15 protein-coding genes are annotated in these 15,891 nt (G+C 40.1%); 8 read left to right on the top strand and 7 right to left on the bottom strand.

The annotated features are described in order from the left end of the window. The first annotated feature begins 47 nt into the window (after positions 1 to 47). The gene (locus tag H6H03_RS13205) at positions 48 to 968 is read left to right on the top strand and encodes a methylenetetrahydrofolate reductase (protein ID WP_190955545.1); all 921 of its coding nucleotides are present in this window, start codon (positions 48 to 50) and stop codon (positions 966 to 968) included. A 126-nt stretch (positions 969 to 1,094) separates the two neighbouring features. Continuing rightward, positions 1,095 to 1,895, top strand: a complete 801-nt coding sequence (locus tag H6H03_RS13200) for an Rpn family recombination-promoting nuclease/putative transposase (RefSeq protein ID WP_190955544.1) — start codon at positions 1,095 to 1,097, stop codon at positions 1,893 to 1,895. A 299-nt stretch (positions 1,896 to 2,194) separates the two neighbouring features. Here H6H03_RS13200 and H6H03_RS13195 read toward each other — a convergent pair whose 3' ends face one another. Continuing rightward, on the bottom strand, positions 2,195 to 2,440 hold the full coding sequence (locus H6H03_RS13195) for a hypothetical protein (protein WP_096539085.1): 246 nt from the start codon (positions 2,438 to 2,440) through the stop codon (positions 2,195 to 2,197). Between the two features lie 449 nt (positions 2,441 to 2,889). Between H6H03_RS13195 and H6H03_RS13190 the strand changes: the two genes are divergently transcribed. Beyond that, entirely contained in the window at positions 2,890 to 3,435 is a 546-nt protein-coding gene (locus H6H03_RS13190; protein ID WP_190955543.1) for an isochorismatase family cysteine hydrolase, read from the top strand. Positions 3,436 to 3,771: 336 nt separating this feature from the next. Here the strand turns inward: H6H03_RS13190 and H6H03_RS13185 are convergent, their stop codons facing one another. Together H6H03_RS13185 and H6H03_RS13180 are read right to left on the bottom strand one after the other, a co-directional pair. Beyond that, positions 3,772 to 4,320, bottom strand: coding sequence for a phosphate-starvation-inducible PsiE family protein (locus H6H03_RS13185; protein WP_190955542.1), 549 nt, complete (start codon positions 4,318 to 4,320; stop codon positions 3,772 to 3,774). A gap of 165 nt (positions 4,321 to 4,485) precedes the next feature. Next, positions 4,486 to 5,397, bottom strand: coding sequence for a tetratricopeptide repeat protein (locus tag H6H03_RS13180; RefSeq protein ID WP_190955541.1), 912 nt, complete (start codon positions 5,395 to 5,397; stop codon positions 4,486 to 4,488). A 281-nt stretch (positions 5,398 to 5,678) separates the two neighbouring features. Between H6H03_RS13180 and H6H03_RS13175 the strand changes: the two genes are divergently transcribed. Further along, the gene (locus H6H03_RS13175) at positions 5,679 to 7,727 is read left to right on the top strand and encodes an elongation factor G (protein WP_190955540.1); all 2,049 of its coding nucleotides are present in this window, start codon (positions 5,679 to 5,681) and stop codon (positions 7,725 to 7,727) included. Between the two features lie 122 nt (positions 7,728 to 7,849). Here the strand turns inward: H6H03_RS13175 and H6H03_RS13170 are convergent, their stop codons facing one another. Together H6H03_RS13170 and H6H03_RS13165 are read right to left on the bottom strand one after the other, a co-directional pair. Then, positions 7,850 to 8,053: a type II toxin-antitoxin system HicA family toxin gene (locus tag H6H03_RS13170; protein WP_190955539.1), complete on the bottom strand. Its 204-nt coding sequence runs from the start codon at positions 8,051 to 8,053 to the stop codon at positions 7,850 to 7,852. Further along, positions 8,050 to 8,250, bottom strand: a complete 201-nt coding sequence (locus tag H6H03_RS13165) for a type II toxin-antitoxin system HicB family antitoxin (RefSeq protein ID WP_185569709.1) — start codon at positions 8,248 to 8,250, stop codon at positions 8,050 to 8,052. The genes H6H03_RS13170 and H6H03_RS13165 overlap by 4 nt, the downstream gene beginning before the upstream one ends. Before the next feature lie 508 nt (positions 8,251 to 8,758). Here H6H03_RS13165 and H6H03_RS13160 point away from each other — a divergent pair. Then, positions 8,759 to 9,649 (top strand): hypothetical protein, encoded by an 891-nt coding sequence (locus H6H03_RS13160; RefSeq protein ID WP_190955538.1) that lies wholly within the window; start codon positions 8,759 to 8,761, stop codon positions 9,647 to 9,649. Between the two features lie 143 nt (positions 9,650 to 9,792). Here H6H03_RS13160 and H6H03_RS13155 read toward each other — a convergent pair whose 3' ends face one another. After that, a complete protein-coding gene (locus tag H6H03_RS13155) occupies positions 9,793 to 10,674 on the bottom strand; it encodes a phosphate ABC transporter substrate-binding protein (RefSeq protein ID WP_190955537.1) in 882 nt (293 codons plus the stop codon). Between the two features lie 130 nt (positions 10,675 to 10,804). Next, entirely contained in the window at positions 10,805 to 11,524 is a 720-nt protein-coding gene (locus H6H03_RS13150) for a PspA/IM30 family protein (RefSeq protein ID WP_190955536.1), read from the bottom strand. A 517-nt stretch (positions 11,525 to 12,041) separates the two neighbouring features. Here H6H03_RS13150 and H6H03_RS13145 point away from each other — a divergent pair. From H6H03_RS13145 to H6H03_RS42005, 3 genes are read left to right on the top strand one after another with little or no spacing between them, the layout of a single operon-like run. Continuing rightward, the gene (locus H6H03_RS13145) at positions 12,042 to 12,755 is read left to right on the top strand and encodes a helix-turn-helix domain-containing protein (protein ID WP_190955535.1); all 714 of its coding nucleotides are present in this window, start codon (positions 12,042 to 12,044) and stop codon (positions 12,753 to 12,755) included. Continuing rightward, the gene (locus tag H6H03_RS13140; RefSeq protein WP_190955534.1) at positions 12,755 to 13,660 is read left to right on the top strand and encodes a DUF1822 family protein; all 906 of its coding nucleotides are present in this window, start codon (positions 12,755 to 12,757) and stop codon (positions 13,658 to 13,660) included. Before H6H03_RS13145 ends, H6H03_RS13140 begins: the two co-directional genes overlap by 1 nt. Before the next feature lie 21 nt (positions 13,661 to 13,681). Continuing rightward, positions 13,682 to 15,817: a substrate-binding domain-containing protein gene (locus H6H03_RS42005; protein ID WP_190955533.1), complete on the top strand. Its 2,136-nt coding sequence runs from the start codon at positions 13,682 to 13,684 to the stop codon at positions 15,815 to 15,817. The last annotated feature ends 74 nt before the right edge of the window (positions 15,818 to 15,891 follow it).

Genomic DNA, 15,891 nt, shown 5'->3' with positions numbered 1-15,891 from the left:
ATTCTGACTTGTGACTTGTTTTTTAAAAAATCGAGATTTCTAATGATATGCATCACACCCATAGCCCCACTGCCTTTCGTAGAGCCGTGCAAGCAGGTGAATTTTTGGTTACCGCTGAGGTAGCGCCTCCAAAAGGGGGAGATCCAACCCACATGATTAAAATGGCGGCGACCCTTAAGGGGAGGGTTCATGCCGTCAATATTACCGATGGTAGCCGCGCCGTGCTGCGGATGTCTTCATTAATGGCATCAGTCATTTTATTACAAAACGGTGTAGAGCCAATTTGTCAAATTGCTTGCCGCGATCGCAACCGCATTGGTTTACAAGCTGATTTGATGGGCGCTCATGCTTTGGGCATACAAAATATATTAGCCCTAACTGGCGACCCAGTAAAAGCAGGCGATCATGCAGATGCCAAAGCTGTTTTTGACTTAGAAGCTGTGCGACTCTTACAAGTGATTCGCAAGCTCAATCAAGGCGTTGATTGCAACGATAAACCCCTAACTGATGGGGCACTAGATTTATTTCCTGGTGCAGCAGTAGATCCACAATGTAAGAGTTGGTCGGGTTTGCAAAGTCGATTTGAACGTAAAATCGAAGCCGGAGCGCAATTTTTTCAAAGTCAATTGATTACTGATTTTGAACGCCTAGAAAAATTTATGGATACAATTGCGGCTGGCTATAAAAAACCAATTTTGGCAGGAATTTTTCTGTTGAAATCGGCTAAAAATGCTCAATTTATTAATAAGTGTGTTCCGGGTGTAAATATTCCCCAACATATTATTGATAGATTGGCCAAAGCCAAAGATCCTCTCGAAGAAGGAATGAAAATTGCTGCCGAACAAGTGCAGATAGCACGGCAATTGTGTCAAGGTGTCCACATGATGGCAGTGAAACGCGAAGATTTAATTGCCCCAATTTTAGATTTAGCTGGAGTTGCTACAGTTAATCAGTTGGTATCAAGATAAACGAAGTAACGCATTTTTGATGAAAGCAGTTGGTGATTCCATCTGCTTTTTTTCATGTTGACAAAGAAGCGGAGCGCTATTTTTGATAAACTTCCAATACACACTTTCACTGTTAAGTAAATCCCAGTGCAAACTGATAAAATATTTTATAGCTTATTTCAAACTTTTCCCAGTATATTTTTTGCCATCATTGGGGATACATCTGTTAATGTAAACGCCTATGAATTTATTTCTGTTGAAGTGAAAGAAACTGCGTTTCGTATTGATGGTGTGTTTGTTCCTACAAGTGAAACTATAGATCAACCACTATACTTTGTTGAAGTTCAGTTTCAACAAGACTCGAATTTTTACAGACGCTTATTTGCAGAAATCTTTGTTTATTTGCGGCAAAACGAATCAGTAAATTATTGGCGTGCTGTGGTTATCTATCCGCAAAGGAGTTTAGACCCAAGCGATCGCCTGCCGTATGAGTTCCTGCTAAACAGTTCGCAAATACAACGTATTTATCTAGATGAATTAGATGCAGCAGAAAACTCGTTGCAAGTAGCGATCGTCAAATTAATTATCGAAAAAGAAGAGACAGCTCTCAATCGAGCCAGAGAATTGATTTTACAGGCAAGACAACAACTGGCAGACGAAGCAACCCAAAAGCAAATTGTAGAATTGATAGAAACCATCTTGTTGTACAAATTTACCCGGTTAAGCCGAGAGGAGTTAGAAGAAATGTTGGGCATAGACGAGGAATTCAAAAAAACAAGAATGTATCAATCAATTAAGCAAGACGGCTTAGAAGAAGGTCGCCAGCAAGCTAAATTAGAAGCTGTTCCGAGGTTGTTGTCATTAGGGTTAAGTGTGGAACAAGTAGCAGTGGCTCTTGATTTAACAGTTGAGCAAGTACAACAAGCGGCTGAAAATCAGTCTAGCTGATTGTGTGCTTTACCTTTGGTAGCACTTTAGTGTATATGGCTCAACCAACTGACTCACATAAGTAAAGTCGAGGGGAATATTACTACTCCTCTCGACCGTACTTTTATCGTGCCCAAAATTGTCTATTTGTATTACTGCTAGCGATTACATTTTGCACATCATCGAGTGGTTACTAAAGGCGATCGCTACTACATCCTTCAACTATCAAACACTTCTCCATAGCAGCATAATATCACTAATGACATAGAATACTAAGCCGCTTAGACAAGTCCATTGTATTTGGGCACTCTCAAGTTGGGTTACATCTTACCGTGTTGCAGCACTTCTTGTAGATGGTGACGAATTTCTCTTGCTTGCTCAATATCAGATTGTCGCAATTTCTGGAACAACTCTACGCAAGGCTGGGAACCGACTTCTTGTGCATCTTTAATGTAAGTATCATAAGCCTTAACAGCTTCAGCCTTGTTGTGCAACACGGTGACAAAATCGTACTCTAAGTTGCTAATTGGTTCTTGAGACTGTCCATTACCTGTATTTGTAGCCATTGTTTAAACCTCTTTGTAAGATTTCTAATTAACTTATACTGAGGCTTAAAGAGTAATTCATCTTCCAAAAAGGGTATAGTTCAATACGTCGGAAGTACCTTGTAAAAGCCGATTATATACCAAATGACTAGTCGGCTCTTTTAAGAATTTTTTGTTAAATGTCTTAAAGGCTTATTTGAAAGTCCTTTTAATTATGATTTCTGTTAGCACAGCGGGGCGTAGTCCATTCTGGATTCTGAATTGTTATACTGCCTTTTTAGCTTGCCTGGTTTTTGCAGAGATTTTGGGCTGGTTGAATTTGCTAGCCTTTACAATCATCGTGCTAGGTATTTACTTTGTTCTAAGCAGTGAAGGAGAAACTGAAGAATAACCCAAGGAATTCAAAGACACTTCTTTACAACCGATTGGTCAAGCATAGTGATTTTCAAATTTATTCTGTTATCATCATTATGAATTTCTGTTTATTTATTATTGATATTCAAAATGGATTTATAAACCAAAATACAAGTCATGTCGTAGAAAATATTAAATTTATATTAGAGGAAAATATATTTGAATACGTTGTATTCACCCGATTTATAAATACACTTGATAGCCCTTATGTAAAATATTTAAATTGGCATCAGCTTTTTTCCGAAACAGAGCAAAAAATTGTTGACGCTATTAAACCATTTGCTAAGGTAGTTTTTGATAAAAACGTGTATACTGCCTGCAATCAAGAAACTTTGAGATTTCTAAAGAAAAGAAATATTCAGATAGTGTTTATTTGTGGTATTGATACTGAAGGTTGTGTGTTAAAGACTGCTATTGATTTTTTTGAGAATAATATTATTACTTATGTTTTAACATATTACTCAGCATCAAATGGAGGCGATCGTTACCACCAAGCAGCAATCTTAGTTTTAAGTAAACTAATTGGAATGAGCAATATTATAACTGAACCGATAGATCAAGATAAATTAAATAAATATTTAGAAAAAATTCAACAAATTTGAATTATCTGATTTGGCACAGAGATTTTCAGCGGTAGCCTCAAGCAAAGGAGCAGGGATATTAAAAAGTCAAAAGGCACTATAGGAGTCCGATTTGATTATTGAAAAAATCTAAGTATCTGTAGGGTGCGTTATGCTTCTCAATAACGCACCATTCTTAAGGATTTGGTGCGTTAGCCTTTGGCGTAACGCAACGCCAGTCCGCTCAAGTCGGGAAACCCGCCCACACGGCTGGCTCCCCTACGTATATTTCAAAAATCAAATATGAGTCCTATATCTCTAGTTTTACCTTTTATCTTTGTAATTTCTTACTTCACTGCTCCTTTTTTTAACAGGAATTTATGCAATAGGTTGATTTTCGTCACATTGACGTGAATACTGAAATTGCAGATCCTTTGGTCGTTCCCTACCTCCTTTATAGACAATAGGGCACAACTTAGTGTTAGCACTTATACAATCCATGTGTGGCGTTTTAGCACAGACTACCAGTAAGCAACCCAGAATAAACAATAAGCCGCAAATTGCAGCTGTTTGAAAGTAAGAAATCTCTAATACCCCGTGAACTACTATTTCTCGGAGAACAGAAACAATTGTTACCTCAACTGCTACTCCTACAGAAATACTATGTTCTTGTAAATAAACCATTAATAGTCGAAATAACTCGACTAAAATCAACACAAATAGTATTTTTGCAGTCACGTGTTTATAGTCTAGTGGCTGCGTGAGGGCAATAGCTATCCCCCACAATTGGATTAGCATAACCGCAAACAAACCCAAACACAAGACAATCACAATTAAGTCTTGAAAGGCTTCCATGTTGCGAACAATTGAGTGGCGATCTAGCCAGCGATCGCAAAATAAAAATCGACTCTTCAGGCGCTTTTGCATGTAGGTTTCATTCCAGTCGGGACAGGTTCAGACAACACCAGCGAGTCAACCCAATAATTTTATGTTACGCAATATTAAACTTTTGTGCCTCAGGGAGTTTAATAATTTATCAGTTATCAGTCAACAGTTATCAGCTAACACTAATAACTGTTCGCTATTCACTATTCATAGATTTAAATTTTGTGCTTGTTGCAACAATTGTTCGGTATTTTTTGCCCATTGAGAATTACCCTGAGCATTGTATAAATCTCTGGCAAATTGTAATACTTGGACTGCATCCCTATATTGTTGTAACTGCATAAAAACTAATCCAGCACCATAATAGGCATTGGGATAGTTGGAGTTAGCTTCGGCTGATTTTCTAAAAGCCTCTAACGCTTCTTGGAATTTACGTTGGTTAAACAAAATTGAACCAATATTATAATAAGCTTCTGGATATTTAGGATTAATTTTGATTGCTCGCTCAAAGGCTTCTCTAGCTCGATCGCTTTGACCTTGCTGTAGATAACACATCCCAATATGGTAAACAGGCTCTGGTGCATTTTTGCTATATTCTATGGCTTTTTTGAAAGATGCGATCGCCCGATCGCAATCTCGTTGCTGTTCTCGTAGCAAGCCCAAGTTATAGTGGGCAAATCCTAGTTTGGGATCGAGTTCTAACGCATGTAGCAAGTAATCATTAGCTAACTCTAAATTATTCCCTTCTAATAACGTACCGCCTAAATTAGCAAACGCTGGAGCAAATTTAGGATCGGCTTGTGTTGCTCGATAAAATGCGTCCGCAGAGGGTTGTAATTGTCCTGTTTGCCGCAATGCTAGCCCTAAATTATAATGTGCTGCTGCCAATGTGGGATCTAATTGAGTTGCTTGTTTAAAAGCAGCGATCGCATCTTGTACTCTTCCCGCCTGAATCGCCTGTAAGCCTTGGTTTAACTTGTCTATGGCAGTTTGACTATTAGACTGTGCCAGCTTTGAGGGAAGAGGAACAGGGGAAGCAAGGGAAGAGGGGGAGATGATACCCACTACTATCAAACTTACTAGAGTTGCTATGCGATATTTATATAGTAATAATTTCATAGATTTTCTAAATCACAACAATTTCCAGTTAGTTTACTTAACAAAAACTTTGGGGAATGCTGAAGTTTTTTACAAAACTTTTTGATTGAGTATTTAACTTTGTGTTGCTTAACTTTTCTTAAGCTAAATCTTACGACAGGCTACAATTTTTTTAACTTTGGATTAAAGGTAGGATAATAACAAATTAAAGAAGGGGTAATTTTGACTCCAGAGAACCATTTTTTATCCCTGATAAAGATAGCGTAATGCGGTTAGTAATGAATTACCGCAAGGGAGGTTTTATGAACGAAAAAGTAAAATCGGGTTCGCGGAATGTTGCAATTGTTGGGCCTTATTTGAGTGGAAAAACAACTTTACTAGAAAGTTTGTTATTTGTCACAGGGGCGATTTCTCGCAAAGGAAGTGTTAAAGAGAGTAACACAGTAGGAGATAGTGCTGCCGAGTCCCGCGATCGCCACATGAGTGTAGAAGTCAGCGCTGCTAGCACTGAGTATAACGGTACTCGTTTCACTTTTGTTGACTGTCCCGGAAGCGTAGAATTTGCCCAAGAAACATACAATGCTTTAATAGGAGTCGATGCCGCAATTGTAGTTTGCGAACCGATACGCGAAAGAGTCCTCACCCTCGCCCCTCTATTTAAATTCCTCGACGATTGGGAAATTCCCCACATAGTTTTCGTCAACAAAATGGATAGGGCAAATATTCATGTTTTAGAAACATTACACGCCCTCAAAGCAGTTTCCAGCCGTCCCCTAGTAGCCCATCAATATCCCATCATGCAAGGGGAACAACTCACCGGCTTTATCGACATGGTGAGCGAACAAGCATATCAATATCATCCCGGCGCACCCGCAGACCCCATCCCCTTCCCTGAAAATTTAAAAGAAGAAGAACATATAGCACGGGCAGAAATGCTCGAAGCCCTAGCAAATTTTGACGACCATTTACTCGAAGAACTTTTAGAAGATATCGAACCACCCCAAGAAGAAATCCTCAAAGATTTAAAAATGGAATTAGGGGCAGATTTAGTAGTCCCGGTTTTCTTTGGTGTGGCAGAACAAGATTATGGTGTTAGACCTCTAATAGATGCTTTGTTACGGGAAGCCCCCGAACCAGAAACCACAGCAGAACGCCGCTTAAAAAATATCAAAGGCAATGCTCCCATAGCCCAGGTACTCAAAACTTACTACACTCCCCAAGGCGGCAAACTCTCCCTAGTGCGCGTTTGGCGGGGCAAATTAACCGATGGTCTTGTCCTCAATGGCGTTCGCACTGGTGGAATTTATCGTCTCATGGGACAACAACAGCAATCAGTTAATGAAGTTACTGCTGGTGAAATTGTTGCCTTGAGCCGTTTAGAAGGAGTCAAGACCGGCGATACAGTTTCCACAGAACAATCCTCAGCGATACAATTACCCAAAGCTCAACAGTTGGAACCTGTGTTTGCCCTCGCCATCACGCCAGAAAAACGCAACGATGAAGTTAAACTCAGCGCTGCCATTACTAAGCTATTAGAAGAAGACTGTTCGCTGGCTTGGGAACAACACGGCGACACCCATGAAGTTATCCTTTGGGGTCAAGGCGAAATTCATCTGCAAGTCGCCTTAGATAGACTGCGCCGCAAATATAACTTGCCGATGACAACCCACTTACCGCAAGTACCTTACAAAGAAACCATCCGCAAACCGGTGGCTTCAGTTCACGGACGGTACAAACACCAAAGCGGCGGTCACGGTCAATTTGGCGATGTTTTCCTCGACATCAAGCCCCTACCACGCGGCGAAGGATTTAACTTTAATGAAACCATCGTCGGGGGTGTGGTTCCGAGACAGTACATTCCTGGTGTAGAAATGGGCGTGCGGGAATTTCTGGTACACGGGCCTCTGGGTTTCCCTGTGGTGGATGTCGCCGTAACTTTGACCAACGGTTCTTATCACACCGTTGATAGTTCCGAACAAGCCTTTAAACAAGCCGCCCGCTTAGCAATGCAAACGGGGATACCCCAAGCACAACCCACACTATTAGAACCGATTCTGCGGGTAGAAGTGACAACACCGAGCGAATTTACCTCAAAAGTGTTGCAACTGTTGAGTGGTAGACGCGGGCAAATTTTAGGCTATGAAGGTAGAAACGATTGGCAAGGTTGGGATAATGTAGTTGCATACTTGCCACAAGCAGAGATGCAAAACTTTATTGTAGAGTTGCGATCGCTCACTTTAGGCGTTGGTTCCTTCCACTGGGCCTATGACCATTTACAGGAAGTACCAGAAAAACTCGCCGAACGCGTTATAGCTGGCAATGGCAACGGCGGTAACGGCAACGGCAAGTAATTTTAGATTTTAGATACTTCGACTTCGCTCAGTACAAGTTTTGGATTTTTGATTAATCTAAAATTAACCATAGCCCGAAACTAAAAGTTTCGGGCTAATAACTAGTTTTCAATAAATCTTTGTTAGTCTATATCTTCTTCGCTAAGACCTGCATCCTTGAGCAGTCCTTTGAGTGTTCCAATGGGTAAATCACGATTACCATGAACAGGAATAGAGAGAATAACACCTTCCTTGGCATAAATATGGTGACTTCCAGTAATCCGTTTCAGATTCCAGCCATAGCGTTCAACAATTTTACATAAAGCTTTGCCGGAAACTGATTTCATAGGGATAGTTCAATCAGCTGTTTATCGGGTTCAAGTTCTTCTTGCTGGCTAGCAACTTCAAGCCAACCCTGGATTGCATCTTTAAGCATTTCTAACAGATGTTCGTAGCTTTCTCCCCAAGTGTGACATCCTGGTAAAGCTGGTACAGAAGCACACCAAACACCGTCTTCTTGCCAGATAACCGCCTTAATTTTCATAATCAATCTGTTGCATTCTCGTGTTGTCAATCTTAGCGTAACTACATTTTATAGTTGCGATCAGTTTCAAAACCTGGCATTGCTGAATCTAGGGATGATTTTTACCTCACGCAAAGGCGCAAAGGCGCAAAGAATCTACCTTTAGCCTTCGTCAAAAATCTTAATTCATCCCGCATTTATGCAACGCCCAAAACCTAATATTCTACGCAAAGCTGTACAAAGTCCACTCAATCTATAACGAGTGTTAACTTTATACGTAGACGCAAAGCGGCTTGCCGCAGGCTACCACTCCAGGCGCAGCGAAAAGTCTGAGCGGAGGTTTCCTCCGTTGGCGTAGCCCGCCGCAGGCATCAGAACTTTTCAAGACAGAGGACACGGAGAAATCAGAGTTTGAGAGATATTTTGCGTAAGTCCTAATAAAAATGAATTAACCACGTTAATAATATGCTGACATAGCACATTACGATCTAAATAATACGAGGTCAAAATTTTGGAGGTAAAGATATTGATGGAAATATCAAAGTCACTGATAGGAGCAAGACTTAATAACAAGCAAAACACAATTAAAATAGGCTCTACCGACTTAGCTAATACTACTCCAGCAATTTCCTTAATATCTTTAGACTTTTCAACTGGTAAAAATGAATTTATTAATCAAATTCGACCTAAAACAGTTAATAAAATTCTTCCTACAACTGTAGATAACACCGATACAAAAACTGAGATTGCCAATCTATCTGTATATACTCAACCGACTGAGCGAGTAACTAGTTTAGCGACTCTATCTGATGACACATTGGTTTTTGTGACCACAGTCTCAACACAAAAGGGTCATCATAGTAATTTACTATTTTTTGATGGTAAATCTTCTAAATCTAAAAAAGTATCAGGATTTAAACAATGCAATTGTAGTGTTGAAAATCTCCTAGCGATCGCAGGCGACAAACTCATTGCTGTAGTTAGTTTAGCTGGAGGTATTCCTCCTTTTGAACTAGTAGAAATTGACCTGAAAAATGGAAAAATAAATTTTGATTCTGATTTAGGTTTGCCACAGTTGCCACCAAATATACGGCTCAGCAATCTTGCTTTAGGCCCGGATGGAAAAATTTATGCAACAACTCTCGGCATGGAAGGTGTAACAAGATTGGTGCAACTAGATCTGGATAACAGGTCTATGATTACTGGGAAAGGAAAGATTGTCAGCTTGTCACCATTGACTTTTGACAAAAAGTTTTTGCAAAAAGACTTGCTCAGCCTAGCCTTTTCTCCCTCAGGCGAAGTATATGCGCTTGCCAATCCTGAATATGAAGAAGCCAATTCTCTTTTCTCGGTAGATATGGACGCTGGGAAGATGACGCTGCTGTCGAAAGCGGAAGTAGATAAGATTACCTATCACTAGTTTTTGAAGATCAAGATTTAATTGGTAGAGGTGAAATAAAATTTAGATCGGTGATGCCTGCGGCAGTAAACTACGCAACACCAAAAAAACTGTAGAAACGTAATTTATAACGTTTCTACACTATTAATCATCTTTTAGATGAATCAATTATTCAAAATCATCGCTTGCTGTCCTTGGGCGGAAGTTGCGTAACCTAAAAATGCTTGAACTCCAAGATTGGGAGGATTTTTATAGACATAATAAAGCTGCCGTTGGAAAGGATAACCACTTGCATCTGGTGTCAACCCATCAATTGGAATAACTCGCACTGTTTGTTGATTGGCAACTTGAGCAAAAGTAGCATAACCGATACCATCAGTTCCTAAAGCTTGGAGTAGCGGAGTTGTAGCATCACGTTGCAATGTTGTGATGTTTGGTGTTGTGCCAAAACTAACTCCTTTTAGCACCATTTCTTTAAAAGCTTGATGAGTTCCACTAATTGCTGGCCGATTAATAACTCGGATAGTTCCATTGTTACCACCTACGGCTGACCAATTGTTAGTTTTGCCCTGAAAAATATCTGCGGCTTGGGCGCTGGTTAATCCCCCATTGAAAGGATTTGCTTTCCCAACTACAAGGGCGATCGCATCTGTTGTTATAGCTACCGCCACTAATCCCTGGCTTTGTTCTTGTGCGGTCAAAGGGCGAGATACCGCCGCAATATCCGTTCTACCCGCTAGCAAATCGGCGATACCATTTTGAGAACCATTAGCACTAGTAACAACATTTGTACCGGGAAACTGTCTCTCAAAAGTTCTTTTGAGATTTTGATTAATTGTCACCATACTAGTAGAACCATCTATTCTTACAGTAGTACCGCTTGGTAGCGAACTTGGGGATGAAAAACTTGTAGAAGGTGTATTGATTGAAAAGGCAACCTTACTTGGTGCTGATTGCCGATTGAAAAAGTACCAGTAGCCGCTACCGATTAAAGCGAAAAAAATCAAGATAAAAACAATTGGAGGAGGAGCGTTTTTTTGAGTCATAAATTTTTCTGGATAAAAATTCAGAATGATCCTGTACGACTGGATTCTAAATATTGTTTTAAAACTTTACCTGTTGTGGTCGAAATTCAAATTTCCTGATTAAAATTCCGTCACTTTATGGGCAGATGATTCAAAATTCTGAGTCCTGTTTTTCAAGACTCGATTCAGATAACATCTGCAAACGACGAGAAACTTCATCATCTAAAGTCATGCGTTCGATTTCAGCCTGGAGTTTTTCCGCTGGATTTTCAGACATTTCAGCTAAAGCGCCTGTTTTTAAATTTCGCCGTTCAACTGCACTTTTAGCTTTTTCAAAATCACTTTTTGCTGAACCAATGTCAAATTCATTATTGACTTTGGCGATCGTTGCTAATGCTTCGTTTACTTCTGACATATCTTTCATATTTTGCATGTCAGCTTTGTAGGTTTCTAGCTTCATGCGCTCTCGATTTAACTTATCTTTGGAAGCATTTACAGATGTTTGGGCTTGGTTTACCATCTCTTCCAATTTGGACAAAATTTGCTCTGTCTGAATTGCTTTAGTCATGGCAATCCGCGCCGCTTCTTGATTACCACTGCGCTGAGCAATATTAGCTTGCTGCTCCAAAGTTCGTAATTCTTTGACTTTTGTCTCGTATTTGTTTTTAGCTGTTTTGTAGGAAGCTTCTTGAATAGCAACGGCTTCAGCCAACTTTTGCACCGATTCCTGCATTGATTGAAGTGATTCTTCAGCTACCGCCACAGCCACCTTACCACCAGATTCTACCGGCATTCCCCATAGCCAATTCCAAGTACCGACTATGGTTCGTCCTGCTTTTTCACCCATTAACCAGTACATAAATTTTTTCATATATCACACCTATCTCACTGGGAGTGGTTTTGATTCAGATACAGCAACTTTCATGGTTGCCACTCTTATTAGACTTACAGACGGTATTTTTATTTTTATGAAATAATTTTCTCTAGAGGCTGAAATTCCCAACTTCTTATAGAAGTCGGGAATCTTGTTGTTAACGAGAAAAGCAAGGCAAACCTTGAGCTAAAAGGCTTTTGGGTTTTGGTTTTAGTACCTGACAAATAAAAAATATCTAATCAGCTATTGTGGGGCGGGCATCTTACCTGCCCTAGTAATTGGGCGGGCAAGATGTCCACCTTACAAAATTGGATAATTTATTTCTTGGAGTTTCCTGAGTTCGTGTGGTGCGATTATGAATTTTTCTCTAGCAACGTAATAAAAACTTATTGATATTTATAAGATACACAAGCAATAAGTGAATTAAAAATCAGGTAAACTCAAGCTGCAAAAGCTTTTTTGTCTTTCCGGTAAGTAATTTATAGCCCCATCGCAGCTTGGGAGAAAAATCTTTGTGGACGAACAACTTAAAAAACTGATTGATGAGGTATGCTGCTACCCAGACCCCAGTCCAGAGAGGCAGAAAGCATTAAATAGGCTGCTTATAGTTATTCAACAGCTGCCTGGAATTTATAAGTCAGGGCATCAAGACTATTTAGAAGCTTTAAATCTAACTTGGGAATGGGTGAGCCGGAAGATTTGTGCATTTGAAGCGCGTTCACGAAGTGACTCCAAAGGAGTATCGCCTTCACTACAACAAAGTCTAGTAATCTGGATTAATGGCTATCTCAAATGGCGGATTAAAGATTTATACATACCAGACAGTAATTATACTATTAGTTTAGACAGACTCACCCGTAACGATGAGGGCGACCAAACAAGCCTGCTAAATATCCTGCCAGACCCTCAATCACCAACTATCACCTTAGATTTGTTGGATATCAAAATTGCCCAAATCCAAGAAAATCAGCGTCAGTCCCTGGGAAAACGCATCAGACAATACATTGAGCAAGATGAAGAAGGCAAATTAACAGCTAGTTGTCTGCGAAAAAACCCAGAATGCCATTGTCAGCTGTTGACTATGCGCTTACTTCTGGAAAATCCACCTCATAAAATTTCTGATATTGCTAGAGATTTAAATATAAGCAATCAAACTCTTTACTCTCACTGGAAGAAAAATTGTCTGCCTTTGTTGAGAGAAATTGGTATAAATTTCGGATATGAGTAATGACTAACACACAACCAGATATTTTAAGCGTTCCCCTCCCCCAAAATGCCCACCGCTGGGCTGAGGAATTTGCCGCCGAACAAGATAACCCCCAAAAAGGAAAACAAGTTTATCTCAATACTCTGGCTGTTTATGCCGTTCACAGTTATCTCAAATGGCTAAACATTGAAACGGCGCTAAATCAAGGCGATAGCTGGCATCGCGGTTTAAGGGCGATTTTTGATGTTGCTGATTTAGTTTTGCCTGGTGTTGGTAAGCTTGAATGTCGTCCGGCGTTACCAGGTGAGGTTGCCATAGTCTTGCCTGCAAACATGACGCAAGACCGCATTGGTTATGTAGCAGTTCAGTTTAGTCAAAAATTAGATTACGTAGAATTACTGGGATTTCTTCCCACAGCAGCGATGGCTGAATCGCCACAAATATTGGAAATAGCACAGCTGCAATCTTTTGATACTCTTTTTGAGATTATACATAGGCGTTCCCTATTGGTAAATTTGCGTCAATGGATGACGGGAATCTTCCAACCCGATTGGCAATCTCCAGATTTAGTGTTTGCGAGTAATTTCAGAAGCATTAGTACAACTACTCGCCCTGCAACAAACTCCATCAGTCGAGCGAAAGTGATTGATTTAGGCAGACAAGTGCTGTTGTTAGTGCAGTTAACTCCCACAAACAGTGAAGTTTTCGACATTCGCCTGCGAGTTTATCCAGGTGATGATGCTATTCATCTACCGGCTTCTTTACAACTGATAGTCCTTGATGCAGCGGGAAACACTAGCATGGAAGCGCAAGCAAGAAGCGCAGATGATTGGATGCAACTAGAGTTTAGCTGCGAACACGAGGAAAAATTCAGTGTCAAGATAGTGCTAGGGGAAACAAGTCTGATAGAAAAGTTTGTTGTTTAAAACAAACAAAAGGAGACAGCAATGGCGATCGTCAAGTTGAAACTCAGACGCAGTTCGCAAGATGGATTTCTGGTAATTCTGACGGTAAAAAATTTAGATGAAGAAACAGAAGGGTTTCTCCCTCCTTTGCCACTAAATTTAGAATCATCTTTTAATCAATGGCAGTCAGCCTATCGTCAAATCGAGGCTGTGCGTTCTTGTGTTGCTCCTGCGCCAGGGTTACGTCTCACACCCAAAACTGTAACAATTCATTCCCACGCCGAACATACTCTGGCAGTCAAAGACGAGCTAAATCAATGGCTGAATACTTACGATAACAAATGGCTACCAATTAGGGATAAATTAATAGCGATCGCTCAGCAATTGCATCAATCAAATGAAGAAATTCGCGTTATTATCGATGCCAAAGATATCGATTTACGTCGCCTTCCCTGGCAAGAATGGAATTTATTTGAAGAACATTATCCTAATGCCGAGATTGCTCTGAGTGCGCCTAAAAACAAAAATAAACACAGTGATAAACTAGTTCCTCAAAGCCAACATATCAGAATTTTAGTTGCTGTTGGTAGGAGCGATGGCATTAATACAAAAGATGACTTAAAGCTAATTCAGGATTTAGAAAAAGATGGCGTAGAAGTATTGTGTTTAATGCAGCCTACGCGCAAAGATTTATGTGAAGCGCTTTGGGATGAACAAGGTTATCATATTTTCGTGTTTACAGGGCACAGCGGCAGTCAAGAAGATGGACAAATAGGTTGGATTGAACTCAATGACAAGGATAGTTTGAGTATTGAAGATTTTAAGGAGGCTTTAAAGCAAGCTATTGAGAAGGGTTTACAGTTAGCAATTTTTAATTCCTGCGATGGTTTGGGATTAGCTAATCAATTGGCACAACTACATTTACCTCAAGCGATAGTGATGCGGGAACCCGTGCCCGACCCCGTAGCAATAGACTTTTTAAGGTACTTTTTCAAAGAATTTACCCATAATCATAAATCACTATTTAGTTCCGTTAAAAAAGCACGCAAACGCCTAGAACATTTTAAGTCGGATTATCCTGGTGCAATTTGGTTGCCAACAATTTGTATTCAGTCCAATGTTGAACCGTTGACTTGGCAAGGATTGTGCGACAGTTCTCCGCCAAAGCCGACTGTAATCAAATCAGACAATTCAACTCATCAACCAAAGAAAAATATCAAACCGTGGTTATTAATTGGTTTGCTTGGTGTAGTTGCCAGTGGCGGTATATTATATTTTCTTCCTGGCAAAAAATCTGACTCTGATTTTAGTTCCGTTGCTGCTCCCGAAGGAACGTGGTTTTATGGTGGTAGTACATCTTGGGCATCCATTCGGCAATATGTAGATCCTGAAATCACAAAAGTTCATCCGAAATTTGAATTACGCTATACCGATGCGATTAATGCTACGCCAGGTTCGGGCACCGGAATTCGGATGTTGTTGGAAGGACAACTCACCTTTTCTCAATCCTCCCGCCCCATCGCCGACAGAGAATATCAACAAGCTCAACAACGGGGATTCAGCCTCAAACAAATTCCAGTGGCTTTAGAAGGATTAGCGATCGCTGTTCACCCCAGTCTGCAAATTCCGGGGCTAACTTTAACACAAATTAAAGATATTTACACTGGTAAAATAACTAACTGGAAACAGATTGGCGGCCCTGACCTCAAAATTACTCCTTACTCCCGCCACTTTGAAGATGGAGGCACTGTAGAGTTCTTTGTTAACAACATTCTCAGTGGAGAAAAAATTGGAAGTAATATAGTATACGTTTATGATACAACAGATGCTCTGAGAAAATTAGCAAGCGATCGTGGTGGTATTTACTACGCTTCAGCACCAGAAGTTGTTCCCCAATGCAAGGTTAAGCCAATACCAATTTCCAGACAAGGAAAGAGTTTTGTCGCTCCCTACATAGAACCTTTGATTAAAGCCGAGCAATGTCCAAATCAGCGCAACAAGTTAAACATCGATGCTTTTAAAACAGGTCAATATCCAATTACACGCCAAATGTTTGTCATAGTTAAGCAAAATAATGGCAGTTTAGAACAACAAGCGGGCGAGGCATACGCCAAAATGCTACTTACAAATCAGGGACAAAAACTCATGAATGAAGCCGGTTTTGTGCGTATCCGTTGAGTAGCAATTCTCATAATATTTTCATAAAATTTTCTGGGAATAATGTGATTAAGTATATCCGTCTTAACCACACA

The sequence above is a fragment of the Nostoc paludosum FACHB-159 genome (genome assembly GCF_014698835.1).
GTDB lineage: Bacteria > Cyanobacteriota > Cyanobacteriia > Cyanobacteriales > Nostocaceae > Nostoc > Nostoc paludosum.
Note: the sequence above shows the minus strand (reverse complement) of the source record. Positions and strands in the feature narration are given on the sequence as shown.

Excerpts from the sequence above, each read along its gene's own strand:
- H6H03_RS13205 (WP_190955545.1), top strand. The coding sequence starts at position 48 with ATGCATCACACCCATAGCCCCACTGCCTTTCGTAGAGCCGTGCAAGCA.
- H6H03_RS13195 (WP_096539085.1), bottom strand. The coding sequence starts at position 2,440 with ATGGCTACAAATACAGGTAATGGACAGTCTCAAGAACCAATTAGCAAC.
- H6H03_RS13190 (WP_190955543.1), top strand. The coding sequence starts at position 2,890 with ATGAATTTCTGTTTATTTATTATTGATATTCAAAATGGATTTATAAAC.
- H6H03_RS13185 (WP_190955542.1), bottom strand. The coding sequence starts at position 4,320 with ATGCAAAAGCGCCTGAAGAGTCGATTTTTATTTTGCGATCGCTGGCTA.
- H6H03_RS13180 (WP_190955541.1), bottom strand. The coding sequence starts at position 5,397 with ATGAAATTATTACTATATAAATATCGCATAGCAACTCTAGTAAGTTTG.
- H6H03_RS13175 (WP_190955540.1), top strand. The coding sequence starts at position 5,679 with ATGAACGAAAAAGTAAAATCGGGTTCGCGGAATGTTGCAATTGTTGGG.
- H6H03_RS13170 (WP_190955539.1), bottom strand. The coding sequence starts at position 8,053 with ATGAAATCAGTTTCCGGCAAAGCTTTATGTAAAATTGTTGAACGCTAT.
- H6H03_RS13165 (WP_185569709.1), bottom strand. The coding sequence starts at position 8,250 with ATGAAAATTAAGGCGGTTATCTGGCAAGAAGACGGTGTTTGGTGTGCT.
- H6H03_RS13160 (WP_190955538.1), top strand. The coding sequence starts at position 8,759 with ATGGAAATATCAAAGTCACTGATAGGAGCAAGACTTAATAACAAGCAA.
- H6H03_RS13155 (WP_190955537.1), bottom strand. The coding sequence starts at position 10,674 with ATGACTCAAAAAAACGCTCCTCCTCCAATTGTTTTTATCTTGATTTTT.
- H6H03_RS13150 (WP_190955536.1), bottom strand. The coding sequence starts at position 11,524 with ATGAAAAAATTTATGTACTGGTTAATGGGTGAAAAAGCAGGACGAACC.
- H6H03_RS13140 (WP_190955534.1), top strand. The coding sequence starts at position 12,755 with ATGACTAACACACAACCAGATATTTTAAGCGTTCCCCTCCCCCAAAAT.
- H6H03_RS42005 (WP_190955533.1), top strand. The coding sequence starts at position 13,682 with ATGGCGATCGTCAAGTTGAAACTCAGACGCAGTTCGCAAGATGGATTT.